Genomic DNA, 18,789 nt, shown 5'->3' with positions numbered 1-18,789 from the left:
GGTACCCATGCAATCTCATGTTTGGAGTTCTGATTCAAAAGATTACTTCGGTTGTGTATCCCTTGTATTATGGTTTTATTGGTAGGGCATAGATGCTTCACATCGTTGTTCTCCGTTCTGAATGACAAGTACTTCCCGTCATTGCGAGGGCACCGAAGCAATCTCATGATTGGAGTTCTAATTTAAAAGATTACTTCAGTCGTGCCTCCTTCGTAATGACAGTGGGGTTCGTGAATAGTTGGTAGTTCTTAGTTGTTAGCACGATTCTCAATACTAAATACTCTATACCCAATACTTTATTATTCGTGTGTTGTCTTTACTCTTTACTCCTGGTTCTTAGATCTTAGATCTTAGTTTTTAGTTGTTAGAACGTCATTGCGAGCTTAGCGAAGCAATCTTATAAATCTGATTTCTAATGTTACAGATTACTTCAGTCGTGCCTCCTTCGTAATGACGGTGGGGCTAGGTTAGAAGTTTCAGTATAATAATTTACTTCGGTTGTATATACCTTGTATTGTGGTTTTATTGGTAGGGCATAGATGCTTCGCTACGTTGCTCTCTGCTCTGCATGACAAGTACTTCCCGTCATTGCGAGGGCACCGAAGCAATCTCTTGATTGGAGTTCTGATTCAACAGATTATTTCAATCGTTCCTCCTTTGTAATGACGATGGATTGCTTCGGTTGTGTCTTCACAAAATGTCGTTCAGTTTCGTTCATATAAGTCCGAATATTTTAGTACTTTCATGCCCAAAAATATAGAACTCGCATTGAGAGTATTGCAACTTATAGACACCTTAGAAGCCGGAGGCGCGGAACGTATGGCTGTGAACTTGGCAAATGCCCTAGTTACAGAGGTAAATGGTTCTTATTTATGTACTACACGAGCAGAAGGATTATTAAAAGCAAGTTTGGATTCTAGTGTTGGTTATTTGTTCTTAAAAAGAACCAAAACCTTAGATGTATCTGCTGTAAAGCGATTAGTTGCTTATGTGAAACAGGAACAAATAACCATTGTTCATGCGCATGCCTCTTCTTTTTTTATAGCTACTCTTTTAAAATTATATTTTCCTAAAGTACAGTTCGTGTGGCATGATCACTACGGAAATAGTCAATTTGTTGAAGAACGCCCCAAAAAAATGTTAAAGGCGTGTTCTCGATTATTTTATGCCATTTTTGCGGTTAATGAAACTTTGGGGCAATGGGATAAAAGGCAATTACACTGTAAACAAGTTGAGGTAGTGGCTAATTTTGTGACTTTACAAAGCTGTGCATTAGAAACGAAGTTGTATGGCGAGCCAGGTAAACGTATAGTCTGTTTAGCAAATTTACGACCACAAAAAGACCATATTAATTTAGTGAATGCTTTTAATCAAGTGCTTGAAATACATCCGGATTGGACCTTACATTGCGTAGGAAAAGATTTTAATGACGACTATGCTAAACAGGTTTATACCGAAGTAAGGCGGTTGGGCTTAGAAAAACAGATCTATTTTTATGGGAGTTGCCCAGATGTATCGGCTATTTTAAAGCATATGGATATTGGGGTGTTGTCATCTAAATCTGAAGGTTTACCTTTGGCGCTTTTAGAATATGGGTTTGCAGAATTACCTGTGATAGCTACTGATGTTGGTGATTGTAATCGGGTGATTGTGAATACAAATATAGGGCGATTAGTTCCTGCCTCTGATGCAAACAGTTTGGCAGTAACTTTAATTAAAGTAATTGAAGATAAACAATGGCGTTTAAATTCTAGTGTGGCTTTACATCATTTTGTTAAGAAGCGTTATTCTAAAGCGGGAGCATTAAAACACGTATTGCAAGTATATAGACAGTGGACACTATAACGAAATGAGACACAATAGAACTAAAAAATATAGATTTACTAACGATTTGTATGTGGCCTTGGTGGTTATGCATTTGTTTATTGGTGTAGGAGTATATTTTATACCGATGTTTTCAAATTTATATTTTACCATAACCGCCTTGTTTTTTATTGGGAAAATTATTTTTGTTCCTAATGTAGCTAAGACGATGTGGGTCTTGTTTGGTTGTGCCTATATTGCAGCCGCAGAATCTTTTTTTAGAATGACAGGCGGAGGCTTGTTCTATGAGTTTTCTAAATACTATATTATTTTATTAGTTCTAATGGGGATGTTTTTTAATGGGGTATCAGGTAAAAGTTATCCTTATTTTATTTATCTTATTTTGTTATTACCCTCGGTACTAGTCGCATCGATGACTTTAGGTTACGATTTAAATTTTAGAAAATCTATAGCCTTCGTCCTTAGTGGTCCGGTGTGTTTAGGAGCTTCTGCTTTGTTTTGTTACGATAAACGTTTAAGTCAGGAGCAATTACTTCAAGTTTTAGCCTGTATGAGCTTTCCTATTATTGCTATGATGGTTTACCTGTTTCTGTATAACCCGAGTATAAAAGAGGTATTACAAGGTACGGGATCTAACTTTGCGGCTTCTGGTGGCTATGGACCTAATCAGGTATCTACCTTGTTAGGCTTAGGTATGGTTGCTCTTACCGTTCGTTTCTTTTTAAAATCGCCAACGGTATTTTTAAAAATATTTAATTTAGTATTACTTGCATTGGTTTCATTTAGGGCTCTGGTGACTTTCAGTAGGGGTGGGGTAATAGCAGCGGTTATGATGATGATAGGATTTTTAGTGGTGTTTTATGGTCGCTCCCGTTTTAAACAACGTCAACAAATATTAGGAGCTTTGGTTCTATTGTTCGTTGGGGTTATGATAACATGGGTAATAGCGGCTAACCAAACAGATGGTTTAATAGAAAATCGTTATACTAATAAAGATGCCATTGGTAGAGAAAAGGAAGATGCCTCTACTGGCCGCGTTGATTTATTTGTTAGAGAATTTGAAGGGTTTTTACATCATCCGTTTTTAGGCGTTGGTGCTAATGGTATGAAACAAGTACGGTTAGAGGAGGAAGGGCAAGTTATAGCATCGCATAATGAGGTAAGTCGTTTATTTTCCGAGCATGGTGTTTTCGGTATCATTATTTTAGTTTTATTAATAACAATACCTCTTATTTATAGAACACAGCATAAAGGAAATCTTTTATTTTATTCTTTTTTAATTTTTTGGTTTGCTACCATAAATCATTCTGCCATGCGTATTGCGGCTCCAGGTTTTATTTATGGCTTATCCTTATTAAACATTGTACATGAAAAAAAACGTCCTATACTTAGGCAACAACTTAAGCAGTACTAAGACCAATGTGTCATATATGAAAGGCTTGTCGGTAGCACTAGAACGGGAAGGGTTTAACGTGTTGTGCAAGTCGGCATACCTAAATAAAGGACGCCGTATTTTAGATATGGTTTTAAGTACATTTAAATATGGACCTAAAAGGGATTATGCTTTAATAGATACTTATAGTACGCAGAATTTTTATTATGCTCTAGTTGTAAGTCAGGTGTGTCGTTTTATTAGGTTGCCATATATCCCTATTTTGCATGGTGGAAATTTACCACAGCGCTTAACGCGTAATCCTAAATTATGTAAGCTGCTATTTCAACCTGCTAAAGCGTTAGTGTCTCCATCTCGGTATTTGGAATCGGTATTTAAAACTCATGGGTATACAAATGTGGTATATATCCCTAATAGTTTGCAAATAGAAAATTATCTGTTTCAATCTAAACCTATAGCCGTAATAAAATTATTATGGGTACGTTCATTTTCTACGATTTATAATCCGAAATTAGCGATTGATATATTAAAAAAACTTTTAGATACAGGCCACAAGGCCGAATTGTGTATGGTGGGACCAGATACCGATGGATCGATATCTGAAGTGAAAGCATATGCAGATACTCTAGGTCTTTTTGTTACATTTACCGGGAAACTCACCAAACAAAAATGGACTACTTTAGCCCAAGATTATAATGTTTTTATTAACACCACGAACTTCGACAATATGCCAGTAAGTGTGATAGAAGCTATGGCTTTAGGTTTGCCAGTAATCTCTACAAATGTAGGAGGGATGCCGTTTTTAATCGATCATGAACAAGACGGTCTCTTAGTTCCTCCCAATGATGCTGATGCTTTTGTTGAAGCCATTAATCGATTAAAAGATCAACCAGAATTAGTCGTAAAATTAACGAAGCAAGCCCGAGCGAAAGTTGAAACTTATGACTGGGAGGTTGTAAAAGCAAAATGGATCTCTGTATTGGAGTAGGATTTTTTGGTAGTCTTTAATCTTTAGTTATTAGTGAATCGTGAGACGTGAATCGGGGGTTCTTAGTTGTTAGTATTTAGTTAATAGTTATTAGTGAATTGTGAGTCGGGAGACGTGTATCGTGAATCGGGAGTTCTTAGTTGTTAGTCTTTAGTTTTTAGTGAATCGTTAATCGTTAATCGTTGTCGGTGAGTCGTGAATCGGAAGGAGAAGTTGTTTGGATAACGTCATTGCGAGCGGAACAGTGAGGAGCGCGGCAATCTTTTTTTTAGTTGGTAGTTATTAGTGAATTGTGAATCGGAAATCGTGAATCGTGAATTGGAGTTAATATGTTACATTTTCAAATCTTCAAATCTTCAAATCTCTGCATCGTAAATCGTGAGTTGTCCTTAGTCGTTAGTAGTGAGTCGTGAATCGAGGGGATAATTGTTACATTAATACATTTCTAAATTATTACATTGTTACATGATTATTAGGTGAATACCGCAAAAACACGTGTCTAAACCTGACAAAAATCATATGAAATAATGCAATAATAACGTAACTTAATAGTGCCGGTAAAAGGATGTTCACTATTAAAATATATCGTTATGAAAGCTAAAAAGAACCCAAAAATTGACATCGGGAGAAATAGCAGTATATATTTTGCTATTGGGTTAAATATTATGTTACTCTTAACCTGGAAAGCTCTCGAATTACGAACTTACGATCGGAGTACGGCACCTATAGAATTGGTTACTATGGAGACCGAAGTAGACGAAGATATTCCTATTACTAAAATCGATATTCCATTGCCTCCACCACCTCCTCCGGTAGCCATATCCGAAACGATACAGGTGGTAGAATCGTTTGAAGATATTGAAGAAACGGTGATAGAAAGTACCGAATCATCGCAAGAGGATGCCATTCCAGCCCCGCCAGAAGAGGTAGCGATAGAAGATGTGAAGACCGAAGAGGTCGAGGAAGTTGTTGAGGTGCCTTTTGCAGTTATAGAACAAATTCCTTTATTTCCCGGCTGTGAGGGCTTGTCTAATGCCGCAGCAAAAGCTTGTTTTCAAGAAAAGATGAATGCCCATATTAAAACACACTTTAATTATCCTGAAAAAGCTCTTGAATTAGGCTTACAAGGACGGGTATCGATCGTTTTTATCATCGATGAAAATGGTAATATTACCGGAGTGCGGTCTAGAGGTCCAGACAAATTACTTGAGCAAGAAGCCGAACGTATCATAAAAGAATTGCCAAAAATGAAACCGGGTATGCAAAGAGGTCGCCCCGTTAAAGTGTCGTATACCTTACCGATTTTCTTTAAGTTTCAAGCGCAATAATTGAAAAATAGATTAGCCTTTCAAGGCTTTAATAACGTCTCTATTTATAATATAAATAGAGGCGTTATTTGTATTTAATGGATGTTTTTGCGTCAGTTTTGCGTAAATGTTAAAATGGTGTTTTATTAGCCGGCCTAATTTAAGGATATGGCTTATAATTTTTATTGATAATGTTAAGTCTTAAAAGTTCTAGATTATTTGGATATGTCTCGAATGTATCATTGTAATTCATATATTTACTTCGAAATTGCTATTAGTCTATGAATAAAACCCCTATCTCTTTCAATATTTCTGAACGGAAGATTCTCTTGCGTGTGGTAGATCTTATAATGGCACTAGCTGTATTGTTTGGATTGAGTCATTTTTTTTCCTTTGATTACTTTACTATTACAGATGAGAATTGGTCGTGGGTGATTGTACTTGTGGTTTATATTACAATATTCGGTACTGTTTTTGAAATTTACGACCTTCGGAAATCTAGTGCCTTAGAATCGACTCTACCCAATGTGTTTGTAATGTCCATGGTAGTGGTGGGATTTTATTTAATGACACCAATATTTACACCTTTTCTACCCGTAAAACGTATACAGATTTTATATTTTTTTCTAGGAATTCTTGGGGGGATCATTGTTTGGCGCATGTTCTACATTAAGCTAATTGCCAGTCCAAGATTTTACAAGCATGTATTACTTGTTGGAGAACCCGGCCATATTGATGATATTGTAAAAGCGTTTCGGGAAGTAGATCCTAATTATAATATAGTAGGTTTTATTAATTGTGAAACTCAAACAACAAACCCTTTGCCTAAATTGGCTAAAGCTTATGCTCCTGAAGCTTTAAATGAGGTGATAGCAAAACATCAGGTTTCTGAAGTTGTGGTAGCTACCTATAATTCCGAATTAATTACGCCGGCCTTGTACCAAGAACTCATGTTTCTTTTAGAACGTGGTTTTCCTATACGGGAATATACTCAGGCCTTTGAGGAAATGACTAATAGAATCCCGGTGCAATATTTAGGAAAGGATTTTTATAAATATTTTCCGTTTAGTAGGAATAATAAAAACAAACTGTATTTATTACAGCGCTGGCTATTCGATAAAGCATCGGCATTAATTGGGTGTGTAGTAGGTCTTTTAATTCTTCCCTTTGTATTACTAGGAAATGCCATCGGGAATCGCGGTCCCTTATTTTATAGGCAAGAACGTGTTGGCCTTCACGGACACTTATTTTCGATTATAAAATTTAGAACCATGGTGGTGGATGCCGAGACAAACGGTGCCGTTTGGGCGACTAAAAACGATGCCCGTATCACAGCCTTTGGAAAGTTTTTAAGATTGACACGAATAGATGAAATTCCGCAGTGTATCAATATTTTAAAAGGGGATATGAGCTTAATTGGTCCGAGACCCGAACGTCCAAAATTTGTAAAGGAATTGGCTGAGGTGATTCCCTTTTATGAAGCACGACAAATGATTAAACCTGGGCTTACGGGGTGGGCACAGGTAAAGATTCGCTATGGTGAATCGGTAGCCGATAGCTTAATGAAGTTGCAATACGATTTGTTTTATATTAAGCATCGTAGTTTTTTCTTGGATTTAAATATTATGGTTAAAACAGTAAGTGCCGTTATTTTCTTTAGAGGGCAGTGAGTTAGGTTTTTAGTTGTTAGTCGTTAGTTGTTAGTCGTTAGTTGTTGGAGGAACTCCGTTTTCAAAATATCAAATTGCTACATTTTTAAATTAGTTAATTATAACATTGACACCTGGTCATTGAGTGCTGTAATGGAGAGAAACGGAATTACAGTGTATCGAAATGAGTTAGGTTGTTAGTCGTTAGTCGTTAGTTCTTAGTTCTTAGTTGTAAGTCTTTAGAGGAATGCGTTTTCAAAATATCAAATTGCAACATTTTCAAATTAGTAAATTATTATATTGACACCTGGTCATAGAGTGCTGTAATGCAGAGAAACGGAATTATAGTGTATCGAAATGGGGGAAGTGATTTTAGTTCTTAGTTGTTAGTCTTTAGAGGAATCCGTTTTCAAAATATCAAATTGTTACATTTTTAAATTAGTGAATTATTAGATTGACACCTGGTCATTGAGTGCTGTAATGTAGAGAAGCGGAATTACAGTGTATCGAAATGAGTTAGTTCTTAGTTGTTAGTTGTTAGAGAGAACCCTGTTTTCAAAATATCAAATTGCTACATTTTCAAATTAGTTAATTATTACATTGACACCTGGTCATTGAGTGCTGTAATGCAGAGAAACGGAATTACAGTGTATCGAAATGAGTTAGGTTGTTAGTCGTTAGTTCTTAGTTGTTTGTTTGATCTAGCCTGAATAAGCTTTACTTTTTTAATTGCTTCTCGATTAGTTATTTGCCTAATTCGAACTTAATTATCTTGACTCTTGACTCTTGACTCTTGACTCTTGACTCTTGATTCTTGACTCTTGCATCTTGACTCTTGCATCTTGTTTCTACAAAAACAAAAGGCCACTTAAAAAAGCAGCCTTTGAGTTCTATAATGAAAATATTACTTTGGGTTACACGCGTACATGTCCGTCGCCAAAAATATAATATTTATTAGTTACTAATTCTTTAAGTCCTAACGGACCTCTGTGATGTAGTTTGTCTGTACTAATGGCAAGTTCGGCACCAACGCCCATTTTTCCACCATCGGTGAAACGGGTAGAGGCATTTTGGTACACGGCTGCACAGTCTACATTTTCCATAAATTGAATAGCTTTTTCTTTGTTATTTGTCATTATGGTTGCTGAATGTCCGCCAGAAAACGTATTAATAGTTTCTATAGCGGCATCTAAACTATCTACTGTACCGATACAGCATTTTAACGATAAAAATTCTTCATACCAAACGTCTTCGTTAGGTATAAGGGCTTCATCGCTTAAAACCTGCTGTGTTTTAGCATCGACTAAGATGGTAACCTCTTTAGCTTTTAAAGTGGTTTCTAGGTCTTTTAATTTGGCTTCGTAATTTGGAATGTCTTTATGGACAAGAATTTTATCTAAGGCATTACAAGCCGAAATTTTATCTGTTTTAGCGTTTAAAATTACCTTAAGGGTTTTATCCCAATCGGCAGTTTTATCGATAAAAAGAAAATTGTTACCACGGCCGCTCACCAATACGGCACAACGGGCGTGTTCTTTTACAAATTGTATTAAACGTTCGCCACCGCGTGGTACGATTAGGTCTAATGGTTCTGTAGGATTTTTTAAGAAGGCCTGCGTTTCTTCTCGGTTTAGGGTTAAAAGCTGTATCCAGCTGGTGTCTAATCCGTTTTCGGTTAAGGCTTTGTGCCAAAACTCTACCAACACTTTATTACTGTGTATGGCTTCTTTTCCTCCTTTAAGGAATATTTTATTATTGGCTTTAAAGGCCAATACCGCTGCTTCTATGGTAACATCTGGTCGCGATTCGTAAATAATCATGATTGTTCCAAAAGGAGCTGTTTTATTGGTAATTTCCAATCCGTCGTCTAACACACGATGCGAAATGGTTTTTCCAATCGGGTCGTCTTGTTGCATAACCTCGGTAACCGCGGTTATCATACCGTCTATCTTTTTGTCATCTACGATTAACCGATCGTACATGGCTTGGTCGTCTTTTTTAAATGCTTCTAAATCTTTCTTGTTCGCGCTTAAAAGTAAAGCTCTATTATTATCCATTAAATTAATCATGGATTGTAGTACTTTATTTTTTAAGTCGGTTTTTAATAATTTCATCTTTGTTTTTTAAATTTCAACTTTTGTTCCTACGGCTTTACCATCTATAATATCGATGATGGTGTTTTCGCTTTTTCCATTAGCGATAATGGTAGGAATATTTTTTGCAGCTGTTTGTTTGGCGTAGTTTAATTTTGATAACATACCACCTCGGCCTTCAGCTTCACCTTTATTACTATCACTTATAAAGTGATTTACGTTTTCGTTAATACCAACTTCTCCTACTAATGAGGAATCATCGGCATCTGGATGCCCATCATACAGCCCATCTATATCTGTAAGTATGATAAGTTTATCGGCGTCAATCATCTCGGCGATTAAGCTAGCTAGCTCATCGTTATCAGAAAACATGGCGTGCGATAAAGATACGGTATCATCTTCATTTGCAATAGGAATAACGCCTTCTGCTAATAAATTTTCGTAACAGTTTTGCATATTGCGACGATGTTCCCCCGGATCGAAATCGTTTTTAGTAGGTAACACCTGCGCACATTTCATTCCGTAATCGTGAAAAATGTTGTAGTATAAACGCATCATTCGGGGTTGCCCGATAGCGGAATATACTTGACGTCTAGACGCTTTGTCTTTAATGTCTGAATGTCCTAAAACCTCCATACCTGCAATTACAGAACCAGATGATACGAGGACGGTAATAATATCACGCTCGTATAGTTCTGCAATTTGCTTGACTAAACGGTCTAGCACCGGTCTTACAATTCTGTTGTCTCTATTGGTCATTACGTTGGTTCCAACTTTAATGACGATTCGTTGTTTGTATTTTGTTTTATTTGTCTGCACCTAATTCTATAGCTCTATTAAAGGCAGCAAAAGCAGCCTCCTTGATTAATTCATTTACATTATTATCGTCCATACTATCTAAAGCAGCACGGGTTGTACCTCCTTTAGACGCAACACGTTCCATCCAGGTATTTGGAGAAAGGTCTTCTTGGTTAAACAAGTCTATGGCACCGGTAAAGGTTTGACTCACTAATATTTTAGAATTTTTTTCTGAAAAGCCCATTTGTAAAGCGGCTTCTAGCATACTTTGCATAAAGTAAAAAACGTATGCAGGACCAGATCCAGAAATACCTGTAGAAGCATCGATATAATTTTCGCTACTTACTTTAATGGATTTTCCTGTGGTATTTAACAGGTTTTCTATAGTTAAAAGTTCTATACGCGTCACTTCGTCTGAAGCGGTGTAGGAGGTAAGTCCTTTACCAACTTTAGCTGGAAGGTTTGGCATAGTACGAACAACTTTGGCTAAATCTAAGGCCGTTTGAATATGACTTATTGTGACTCCAGCCATTAAAGAGATTACAATTTGACCTTTAGTGACTAAGGGTGCCATTTTAGCAAAAAGCTCGTCGGCATGATAAGGCTTTACTGCTAGAAAAATTAAATCTGCCTGTGGTACGCAGTCTTTTGGATTTTTGAAGACATCGAAATGTGAGATTTTTTCTAAACTTTCGAGCTTCTCGTCGGAGTTGTCCAAAATCATAATGTTTCTTTTTTTAAGAAGCTTAGATTTCGACATGGCTTCGGCATAGGTTAGACCCATGTTTCCGGCTCCAATTACTAATAATTTCATTACGTTATTTTTATTATTAAATTAATGATAGGTACAAACTAGTAAATTATATGGATTATCAAAATCTGAGCGTTTTAATGCCATTTTTAGGGGGTATTTTTAGGAATATGAAAGTATTTTGAGGATATATTGTGAAATTTGTAATAACTAGGCTTTATACCTTGTATAGGGAAACTCTATATTACCCGACTAATTTTGTAGACTTTTTTGATAGAAATTGATGTGGTTTTGAGGCTTAATTAGGGATGTTATTTTGACGCTTTTTATGATGATAATTACTGTGATTTTTAAAGATTAAAACACAAAAAAATCCGTTCGATTTTCACCGAACGGATTTTCAAAACAAAAATTCTAATTAAATAGGGGTATCACTTGGTTTAAATGAATTTAAAATTCCCTCATTAACTAGAAGCCATGAGGGAATTGATTACAATTAAATTATTGCTTAATAAATTTAAAGATAGAGCTCTTGTTTTTAGATATGGCTTTTACAAAGTAAACGCCACTTTCTAAATTAGAAACATCTAAATCTGTTTTATTAACTGCATCTAAATCTGTGCTAATAATTATTTGACCGCTAATATTGTATACTTCAACTTGATCTAAAGTTATATTAGAGGTGATGTTTAAAACATCTGTTGCTGGGTTAGGGAATAAGTTAAGATCGATTTTATCTTGATCTCCGATACTTAAATTTTGTCCTACGTAAACCATCACATCAATTTCTGTTACCGCACCGTAAGCGTCTGTAGCCATTATATGTAAGGTTGTAACCCCTTCAGCAATTGTTTTAATTACAAACTCGTCGCCAGAAGTGAATGCCGTTACAATACTCGGATCTTCTACCGTGATTTGGTATGTCATAGCATCGCCATCAGGATCTACAAAATAACGACTAAAGCTTTGATTGTCGAATACATTAAGGTCTTTGTAATATAAGTCTTCAACTTCAAGTGCTTCTGGTGCTCTGTTAGAGTGCATCACCTCAATGTTTAACATTTCTGTTGCAGCGGCATTATTGCTATCTGTAAGTGTTACAGCTACTTCATAAACACCTGCAGTACCATAATCTGGAGTTAATTCCAGATTTAAGGTATTCGCATTTACCGTGTATGTTAACCATTCTGGAGCGTTTGCAATACTAACCGAGATGTCGTCGTTTTCATAATCCTTCAACATTAAGCTAGACATTTTAGTTTCTCCTTCAAGGACCATGATTAACTCAGGCTTGGTTTCGAAACTAGGAGCTTGGTTAACGTTTAAAGTCACAGGTATTTGTGCTACCGAGTTAAACGGGTCGTTACTTTTAACAACTAATTGCGCATGTTGAACACCAGGGTTTGCGAACTCTGCAAAGAAATCTAAGTTGATATCTTGTGATGCTCCAATGTTTATCGTGTTATTATTAACATCTTGTAAAACAACCCAAGCGTTAGAAGTGTGTGTTTGCTCTAAGGCACGTACCATCCAACCGTAATCTGGATATCCTTCCTGTAAATCGTACCATTTATTGCTATCTAAAGTTGTAAATCTACCTGCAGAATAGTCCACATCGTATGCAACACTTTGAGGGAATTTTAATTCGAATGGATATGTTAGAATGATGTAAAAGTCTTCATTTGGATAAAAATGAAACGTTTCATTTAATGCACCAATAATTTCAGCATCAACTCCATCGGTTATAGAATAATTAAAACTACCACTACCTATTACTGTAGCATTACTTATTGTAGTACCACCAGATCTAATTTCATAATCTATAGTACCTTCTAATAACTCATCTGCTTTAAGATAAGTTTGTACATGAGATAAGCTAAAACCATTTGGACCAGCATTAAAACGTGTTCCGCTAATAAAATCTGTTACTCCATTAAAGCCCATAAAAGTATCTGGGTATGTTTTAGAGTCATGAGATAACACATTTTCAAAATCATTAACAGAGTTTGTTGCAATTGTATTGTTTTCAGCATTTTTTGCGTGTAATGCTAAATGTTTATTGTTTGCAAAAGATTCTGTTGTTTCTGGAGTAGTTACAGACGATGTTTTTAATGGTGCTCTTAAATAATCTAAACTTACTTCGAACATTAAATCGCCTTTACCTGCAGCATTGTTAAATGTCGCCACTTGACTATCTGTACCGGTAGCAGTAGCGATAGTACTGTATACTTCTGTTGTGTCTAAACCAAGTACAGGAGGTAAGATTACTGTAGCGGTTAAAGGTAATTGTAAGTTATGTAAACTACTTGTTATATTAATAGTATTAGAAACTTCTCCGGCATCTTTAGGAGCGTAAGTAACACGGAATTTAGCAGTTTCGCTAGGAGCTAAACTAGGCCAGTTCCATACAAAGTTTACGTTGGTCCATACCCAAGAACCAAACCAATCATCATACACATACATTTCTAAGACATAATCTTCTGGGGTGTCCTGAATAGTAACAGCAGTAAGGTCTAAAGTTGCAACACCTGTATTGGTAATATCGAAACTGCGCATGTAAGATTTAGGACCATTTTCTGTGGTGTAAGCCATAATACTACCAAATGCGATAGCATCTACAGAAGGTGAAATTTCTGCATCTCCAATTACAGTAAGGTTTATAGGCTTATCTAAAGTGTCTTGATTAGGAACATTCGTTCTTAATTTTAAATTACCGTTATACGTTCCAGCATATACACTTCCAGCATCTATATTTATATGGCCAGTAAAGCTTTTACCAGGTTCGATAATTTGCTTTTCTGCAGGCGATAAAATATAAGCTAAACCATTACCATGTGGAATTCTACTTTTCATAGAAATTAATACGGCATCATTTTTGTCATTATTTTGAACACCAATAAGGGTGTAGCTCGAAGCAACATCTAAATTTCCGTTTACTTTATATTGGAATTTCATTGAACCGTTATTATAGAAAATAACTTGAGCCGACATTGGGGCACCTATTCCTCCAAAATTATCAACTATATATTCCCAAGAAATAACCGTTTTAAATTCGTCTGATGTATAGAAAATACCAACTTCATGAGGTTCGAATAGAAGGGTGTTAAAGCTTCCAAAAGTCCAGTAAGGTGCTATGATTTTATCTGTATATTCTGTAGGAATTGTCTCCCCACTTAAAATAACATCTGAAGGCATATCGAAATAAATAGCTCCATTCTCTGCAATAAAAATGGTTGAATATTCTTCGCCATAAAATTGAATAGGACGGGTTAAATTAACTGTTCTGTAATATTCTTTCGGATCGAAAATGTCCTCTGTTATAAAAGGAAGTTGAGTTTCTGGACTTCTAATATCTAACCAATTGTAGTTTTCACCTGTATTGTAGGTGTCTACTGCATAAGTTAAGTTTGGTAAATTACTAGACAGTTTTGCTTGATCTCCAAACGATAACCATTGGTTACCTGAGGCAACAACCTCTAAGTTTGCCTTTCCAGGATTTGTAATTGTAAGCTCATGAGACGCTTTTTCGCCATGATTTAAAGTTTCTGAAATTGCAGTTAAGTCTACATCAATCGCAGGTGGATCTATAACAGAACCTTTAATATTAACATTGAAGGTAGACCCATCGTCTGTTGTAATGCTTACCATGTCGTTAAAATCTCCAAGTACATCGGTAGGGAATTCTACATCAAAGGTTAAAATAGAGCTTGAAGCAATAGTACCAGAAGTCTCGCCAGTAATATTAAAACTATTTGTACTTTGTGTAAAATCTGTAATAGTTGCATCTGCATTACCTTTGTTGTTTAATACAAATTGTCTTGAAGTTTTTAAACCTTGAAATACAGATCCGAAATCAATTTCTGTATGAGAAATGGCTACATCAGGAGTACCGCCGTCTGTTACATTTAATTTAACTAAGGCAATTGATTGTGGCGATTTAGGATCGTTAGAAATAATATTTATATAACGATTTGTAATCCCTTCGCTTAAAATATCTGTAGATAAATTTATATTTAACTCTGCAGAATCTCCAGGTAATAATACGCCACTACCATTAGTAATGCTTGTAATAATGTCTGGACCAGGGTAATCGAATCCAAGAGCCATACCTGTATAAATAGGTTGTGTTTTGTCAAAAGAATTATATAAAATACCTTCTGTTTGATCGTAATCTTCGATTAGGATATTTAAATAAGATAAAACATCCTCTGTGAAGTTAACATCATTATAGTAAAAACGAATGTTTCCGTTTTTAAATAACACCATTTGTGCACTAATAGTATTCCCCCAGTAACCATCATTAATGTTATCGTATTGTACGATTATACGGTCTGGTTTCATTTCGTAGTAAACAGCACCACCATCTGTTAGGTCTACATACGTACCTAGAACAGAGATATAACCTTTTGGTGTCCATGGGGCACCACCAATAGTTGGACTATTTATCGGGTTATATGTATTATCGAAGGTTGTAAATCCGCCTCGAGCAATATATAACGTACGAAGATCTTGGTGTTTGTAATATGGGAAATTAAAATCTAACTCTACAGTTTTATAAACATTACCATTATCTTTAAAATACTGAGTAATATTTTCTCCAGTAGCAGAAATATCTTCGTATTCATAATCTATAGGAGAGGTGTCGCCTTGATGATTAGTTCTAACTTTATATCCTGCTGTACTATAACTATCTTCCCAGTCGTTACTTATGCCGTTTGTATCGAAATTTGGAATAAAGTAACTTAGGGTAGAAGCACCTTCGTTTTTAACAGTAATTTTAGCAGATACAGGATCGCCAATAGTGATATTATCTACGGTTTGTTCTTCTGGTGTTACCACCATTTTTCCTGGTTCTGTACTTACACCAAATAAAATAACTTTCGCATTTTTAGAAGTGCTAGACGAGGTAATGTTTAAAACACCATTGTCGTTACCTATATTTGCTCCCGGTGTATATTTTACGGTAACATCTACAAATTGTTTTGCTGCAATTTGCCACGGTGCATATCCTACTAATTCGAATTGAGGATTCGTACTCATTACAGTAATATTAGAGAAGTTTCCTAAACCAACATTAGATAGGGTAAAGGTTAACTCTTTTTCTTTTCCTTGAAACACACTGCCAAAATTTAATTGGCTAACAGCACTTAATTCAGGTTCATGATTAGTGACGTTAAGCGTTACAGGTAATCTATATTCTGGCTGTTTTCCGTCGTTAGATTTTAGAATAACATTGGCCTTATAATTACCATTAATTAAGTTTGATCCGTCTGCAGTAAGCGTAGTTATAGCATCTGAGTTTCCTGAAACCTGACCAGATTCTGGGTCTAGAGTTAGGTATTCGCCTAAATATTCATTTTGGCTAAATGCAGCAGTAGTCCAAACAAAATCTTCACTATTAATAGCATCTGATAATTTACTCCAAGTTGAACCACCATCAAAAGACATAAAGCAATAATTGAATGAATTTGATTCAGGATCTAACATTGGCCCAATACCTAAAGGATATAAATTGCCTGAAGGAGCATGAAATACTACCCAAAAAGTTTCACCATTTTCAAAAAATAATTGTTCGTTTAATTGCGCATATGCCCAATGTCTTTCGTGAGCATAATAGGTATACTCTTGGCTAAATATTAAATTTCCTTTATTAAGTTGTTCTCCCTTATAAATTTCTATGACCACAGGACCTAAAGCTGGATCGAAATTTAGAAAAGCCTGAACATGGGTTAGGTTAAAGCCTTTCTCGTTGTTAACCATAAATTTAGTGGCAGACGAGTTAGGCACTTCTAAGTCTTCTTCTCCAATTATATCGCTCTCATAATAATAATACTTTAATATTTCTCTCTCGAATTGCATAGGAGCTGGAATAGCATTGGCTTTCGATTTAGTTCCTGGAAGTTCTTGCATTCCAACCTTTGCAGCTGTGGCAGATTTAGTTTTACCCTTTACTTGGTATGCCGATGTTCTGTTATAAGATAAAGAAGTTGTTTTATGTCTTGCCTCGTATTCCCATTTTAGAATACCTTCCGCTTCGTTTAATATATTAATATCATGAGTTCCTGTAAGTAGGTTTGTAGCAGCATCTACATCTATAGTAATAGCTTTACTATTCTCGTCTACATTTATTTGTGGACCTGAATTTGTAGTTCCAGATACTGGATTAGATAAAGTAGATTTGTTACCCCATCTATCTAACGCCAGTACCGCAAAATGATAGGTAGTTAAACCATATAAATCTTCAACCGTATACGTTATTTTCTCTCCTTGGTCGCTAGTGTTTTTAATTGTAAGCTTTGTAGCACTCGCCAAATTTTCATTCGTGATTTCATTTTCGCTATAATACAACTCAAAACTAAGAGGCTTTGTATCATCTTGATCGTTAGGTACAGTCCAAGACAGTGTAGCAAATTCTTGAGATACACCATCTACAGTTAAATCTGTAATAGTTTCAGGAGCGATTTTTAAATCATTTTGAATGGATAAAAAGGCATCAGATAATTCCCCAAGTTTTCCAATATAATCAGGGTTTAAATGGTCTATGTTTCGGGTTCCAGTCAATAATTTATTTAGTAACTCGTCTGCTGTAATTTGCTTCGTTTCATTAGCTATGGCTAAAGCAGCAATCCCTGAAATGTGAGGACACGCCATGGAAGTACCATCTAAATATCCTATTTTATCTCCTGGTAAGGTACTTAATACCCCACTAGCAGAACCATATACTCCTGAATTTCCTCCTGGGGCAGCGATATCTACCCAAGTTCCAAAGTTAGAATAACTAGCCTTAATACCTTCTGGACCTAAAGCGCTAACGGTTAATACTTCTGGATAGAATCCTGGATACCATTCGGCATCGTAGTCGTCGTTTCCAGCGGCAAAGACAACAATACCACCTTTCATTGGGCTACCTGGGAAATCTCCAGCTTCAGCAATAAAGTAATTAATAGCATCTCTTACGGCTTGTTCTGTATTACCAGGAACTGTATATCCCCAACTGTTCTGAGAAATTATGGCTCCATTGTTGGCAGCATATATATAAGAGTTTGCAGCGTTACTAGTTCCTCCAATAATTTTTAGAGACATAATTTTAACACCATCGTTATTACCAGTACCACCAGCTACACCACTAACTCCAATACCATTATTGTTAACGGCTGATACGGTTCCTGCTACATGCGTACCATGTGGGTCTGGGTCGATGACATTGTTTCTACTGGCAAAATTCCAACCGTAAACATCATCGATATAACCATTTCCATCATCATCTACACCGTCTGTACCGTTTAATTCGGCTTCATTAATCCAAATATTATCTTTAAGGTCTTCATGTTCAATATCAATCCCTTCATCGTGAACAGATACAATAATATCACTGCTTCCTGCTGTTGCTTCCCAAGCTTTAAAAAGATTGATATCGGCACCAGAATATCCGGTTTGCCCAGTATTATTATAATGCCATTGGTCTTTTAAATAAGGATCGTTAAATGGCGCTGTATTTAAGGTATTTATAGTCCCTAATTTTTCTATAGTTGTATAGTTTGATAATACCTTTAAACGTTCTGTTTCTGCAACGGTTACATCGCCTAGATGTTGATATTGTCTAGCAACCTCGGCAGCATCTTGGTTAGGGTTTATTTGTACTTCGTACCATAAATCTAAACCATGCTTACGCAATTTAGCTTCTAATCTAGGATTAGGATTTTCTGGGAATAATCGTGTTAAATGTGTTGCTTGACTTTGTTTAGAAACTTCGTCTATTGCCGAAATTCCTGTTGTAACAATACCTCTTTGCGTTTGTAAAGGGGCTGTTTTTAATATTGTAGCCACAGGTTTTGTGACTTTAATTCTAACCACCCCTTGTAATTCACCTTTGTTATTATAAGATTGGGGTGTTTGCCCGAACGAAAGGGCGGTACAAAATAATAGCAGTACTAATAAGCCTGCTCGAATATTACTTTTGTAATTGTTTACCATTTACGTAATTGT

Annotated in this window: 9 protein-coding genes; 5 read left to right on the top strand and 4 right to left on the bottom strand. The window is 35.9% G+C overall.

The window, feature by feature from the left end; genetic code table 11:
- The first annotated feature begins 744 nt into the window (after positions 1-744).
- The 5 genes from A9D35_RS03690 (at position 745) to A9D35_RS03670 (ending at position 7,182) form a co-directional block, all read left to right on the top strand.
- The gene (locus A9D35_RS03690; RefSeq protein ID WP_235817842.1) at positions 745-1,845 is read left to right on the top strand and encodes a glycosyltransferase; all 1,101 of its coding nucleotides are present in this window, start codon (positions 745-747) and stop codon (positions 1,843-1,845) included.
- 4 nt (positions 1,846-1,849) lie between these two features.
- The gene (locus tag A9D35_RS03685; RefSeq protein WP_066219200.1) at positions 1,850-3,238 is read left to right on the top strand and encodes an O-antigen ligase family protein; all 1,389 of its coding nucleotides are present in this window, start codon (positions 1,850-1,852) and stop codon (positions 3,236-3,238) included.
- A complete protein-coding gene (locus A9D35_RS03680) occupies positions 3,192-4,205 on the top strand; it encodes a glycosyltransferase family 4 protein (RefSeq protein ID WP_066219197.1) in 1,014 nt (337 codons plus the stop codon). Before A9D35_RS03685 ends, A9D35_RS03680 begins: the two co-directional genes overlap by 47 nt.
- 590 nt (positions 4,206-4,795) lie before the next feature.
- Positions 4,796-5,533: an energy transducer TonB gene (locus A9D35_RS03675; RefSeq protein ID WP_066219192.1), complete on the top strand. Its 738-nt coding sequence runs from the start codon at positions 4,796-4,798 to the stop codon at positions 5,531-5,533.
- A gap of 260 nt (positions 5,534-5,793) precedes the next feature.
- Positions 5,794-7,182 carry a sugar transferase gene (locus A9D35_RS03670; protein WP_066219189.1) on the top strand — a complete coding sequence of 463 codons (1,389 nt, stop codon included), beginning with the start codon at positions 5,794-5,796 and terminating at the stop codon, positions 7,180-7,182.
- An 893-nt stretch (positions 7,183-8,075) separates the two neighbouring features.
- Here the strand turns inward: A9D35_RS03670 and A9D35_RS03665 are convergent.
- The 4 genes from A9D35_RS03665 to A9D35_RS03650 all read right to left on the bottom strand — a co-directional run bounded on the left by A9D35_RS03665 (position 8,076) and on the right by A9D35_RS03650 (position 18,777).
- A complete protein-coding gene (locus tag A9D35_RS03665; protein WP_066219186.1) occupies positions 8,076-9,275 on the bottom strand; it encodes a glutamate-5-semialdehyde dehydrogenase in 1,200 nt (399 codons plus the stop codon).
- A gap of 9 nt (positions 9,276-9,284) precedes the next feature.
- Complete coding sequence (proB, locus tag A9D35_RS03660) at positions 9,285-10,013, bottom strand: glutamate 5-kinase (RefSeq protein WP_066219183.1); 729 nt, start codon at positions 10,011-10,013, stop codon at positions 9,285-9,287.
- A 46-nt stretch (positions 10,014-10,059) separates the two neighbouring features.
- On the bottom strand, positions 10,060-10,866 hold the full coding sequence (gene proC / locus A9D35_RS03655; protein WP_066219180.1) for a pyrroline-5-carboxylate reductase: 807 nt from the start codon (positions 10,864-10,866) through the stop codon (positions 10,060-10,062).
- 438 nt (positions 10,867-11,304) lie between these two features.
- Entirely contained in the window at positions 11,305-18,777 is a 7,473-nt protein-coding gene (locus A9D35_RS03650) for a S8 family serine peptidase (protein ID WP_066219178.1), read from the bottom strand.
- Between the last annotated feature and the right edge of the window lie 12 nt (positions 18,778-18,789).

The organism is Formosa haliotis (assembly GCF_001685485.1).
GTDB classification, from domain to species: Bacteria; Bacteroidota; Bacteroidia; order Flavobacteriales; family Flavobacteriaceae; genus Formosa; species Formosa haliotis.
Note: the sequence above shows the minus strand (reverse complement) of the source record. Positions and strands in the feature narration are given on the sequence as shown.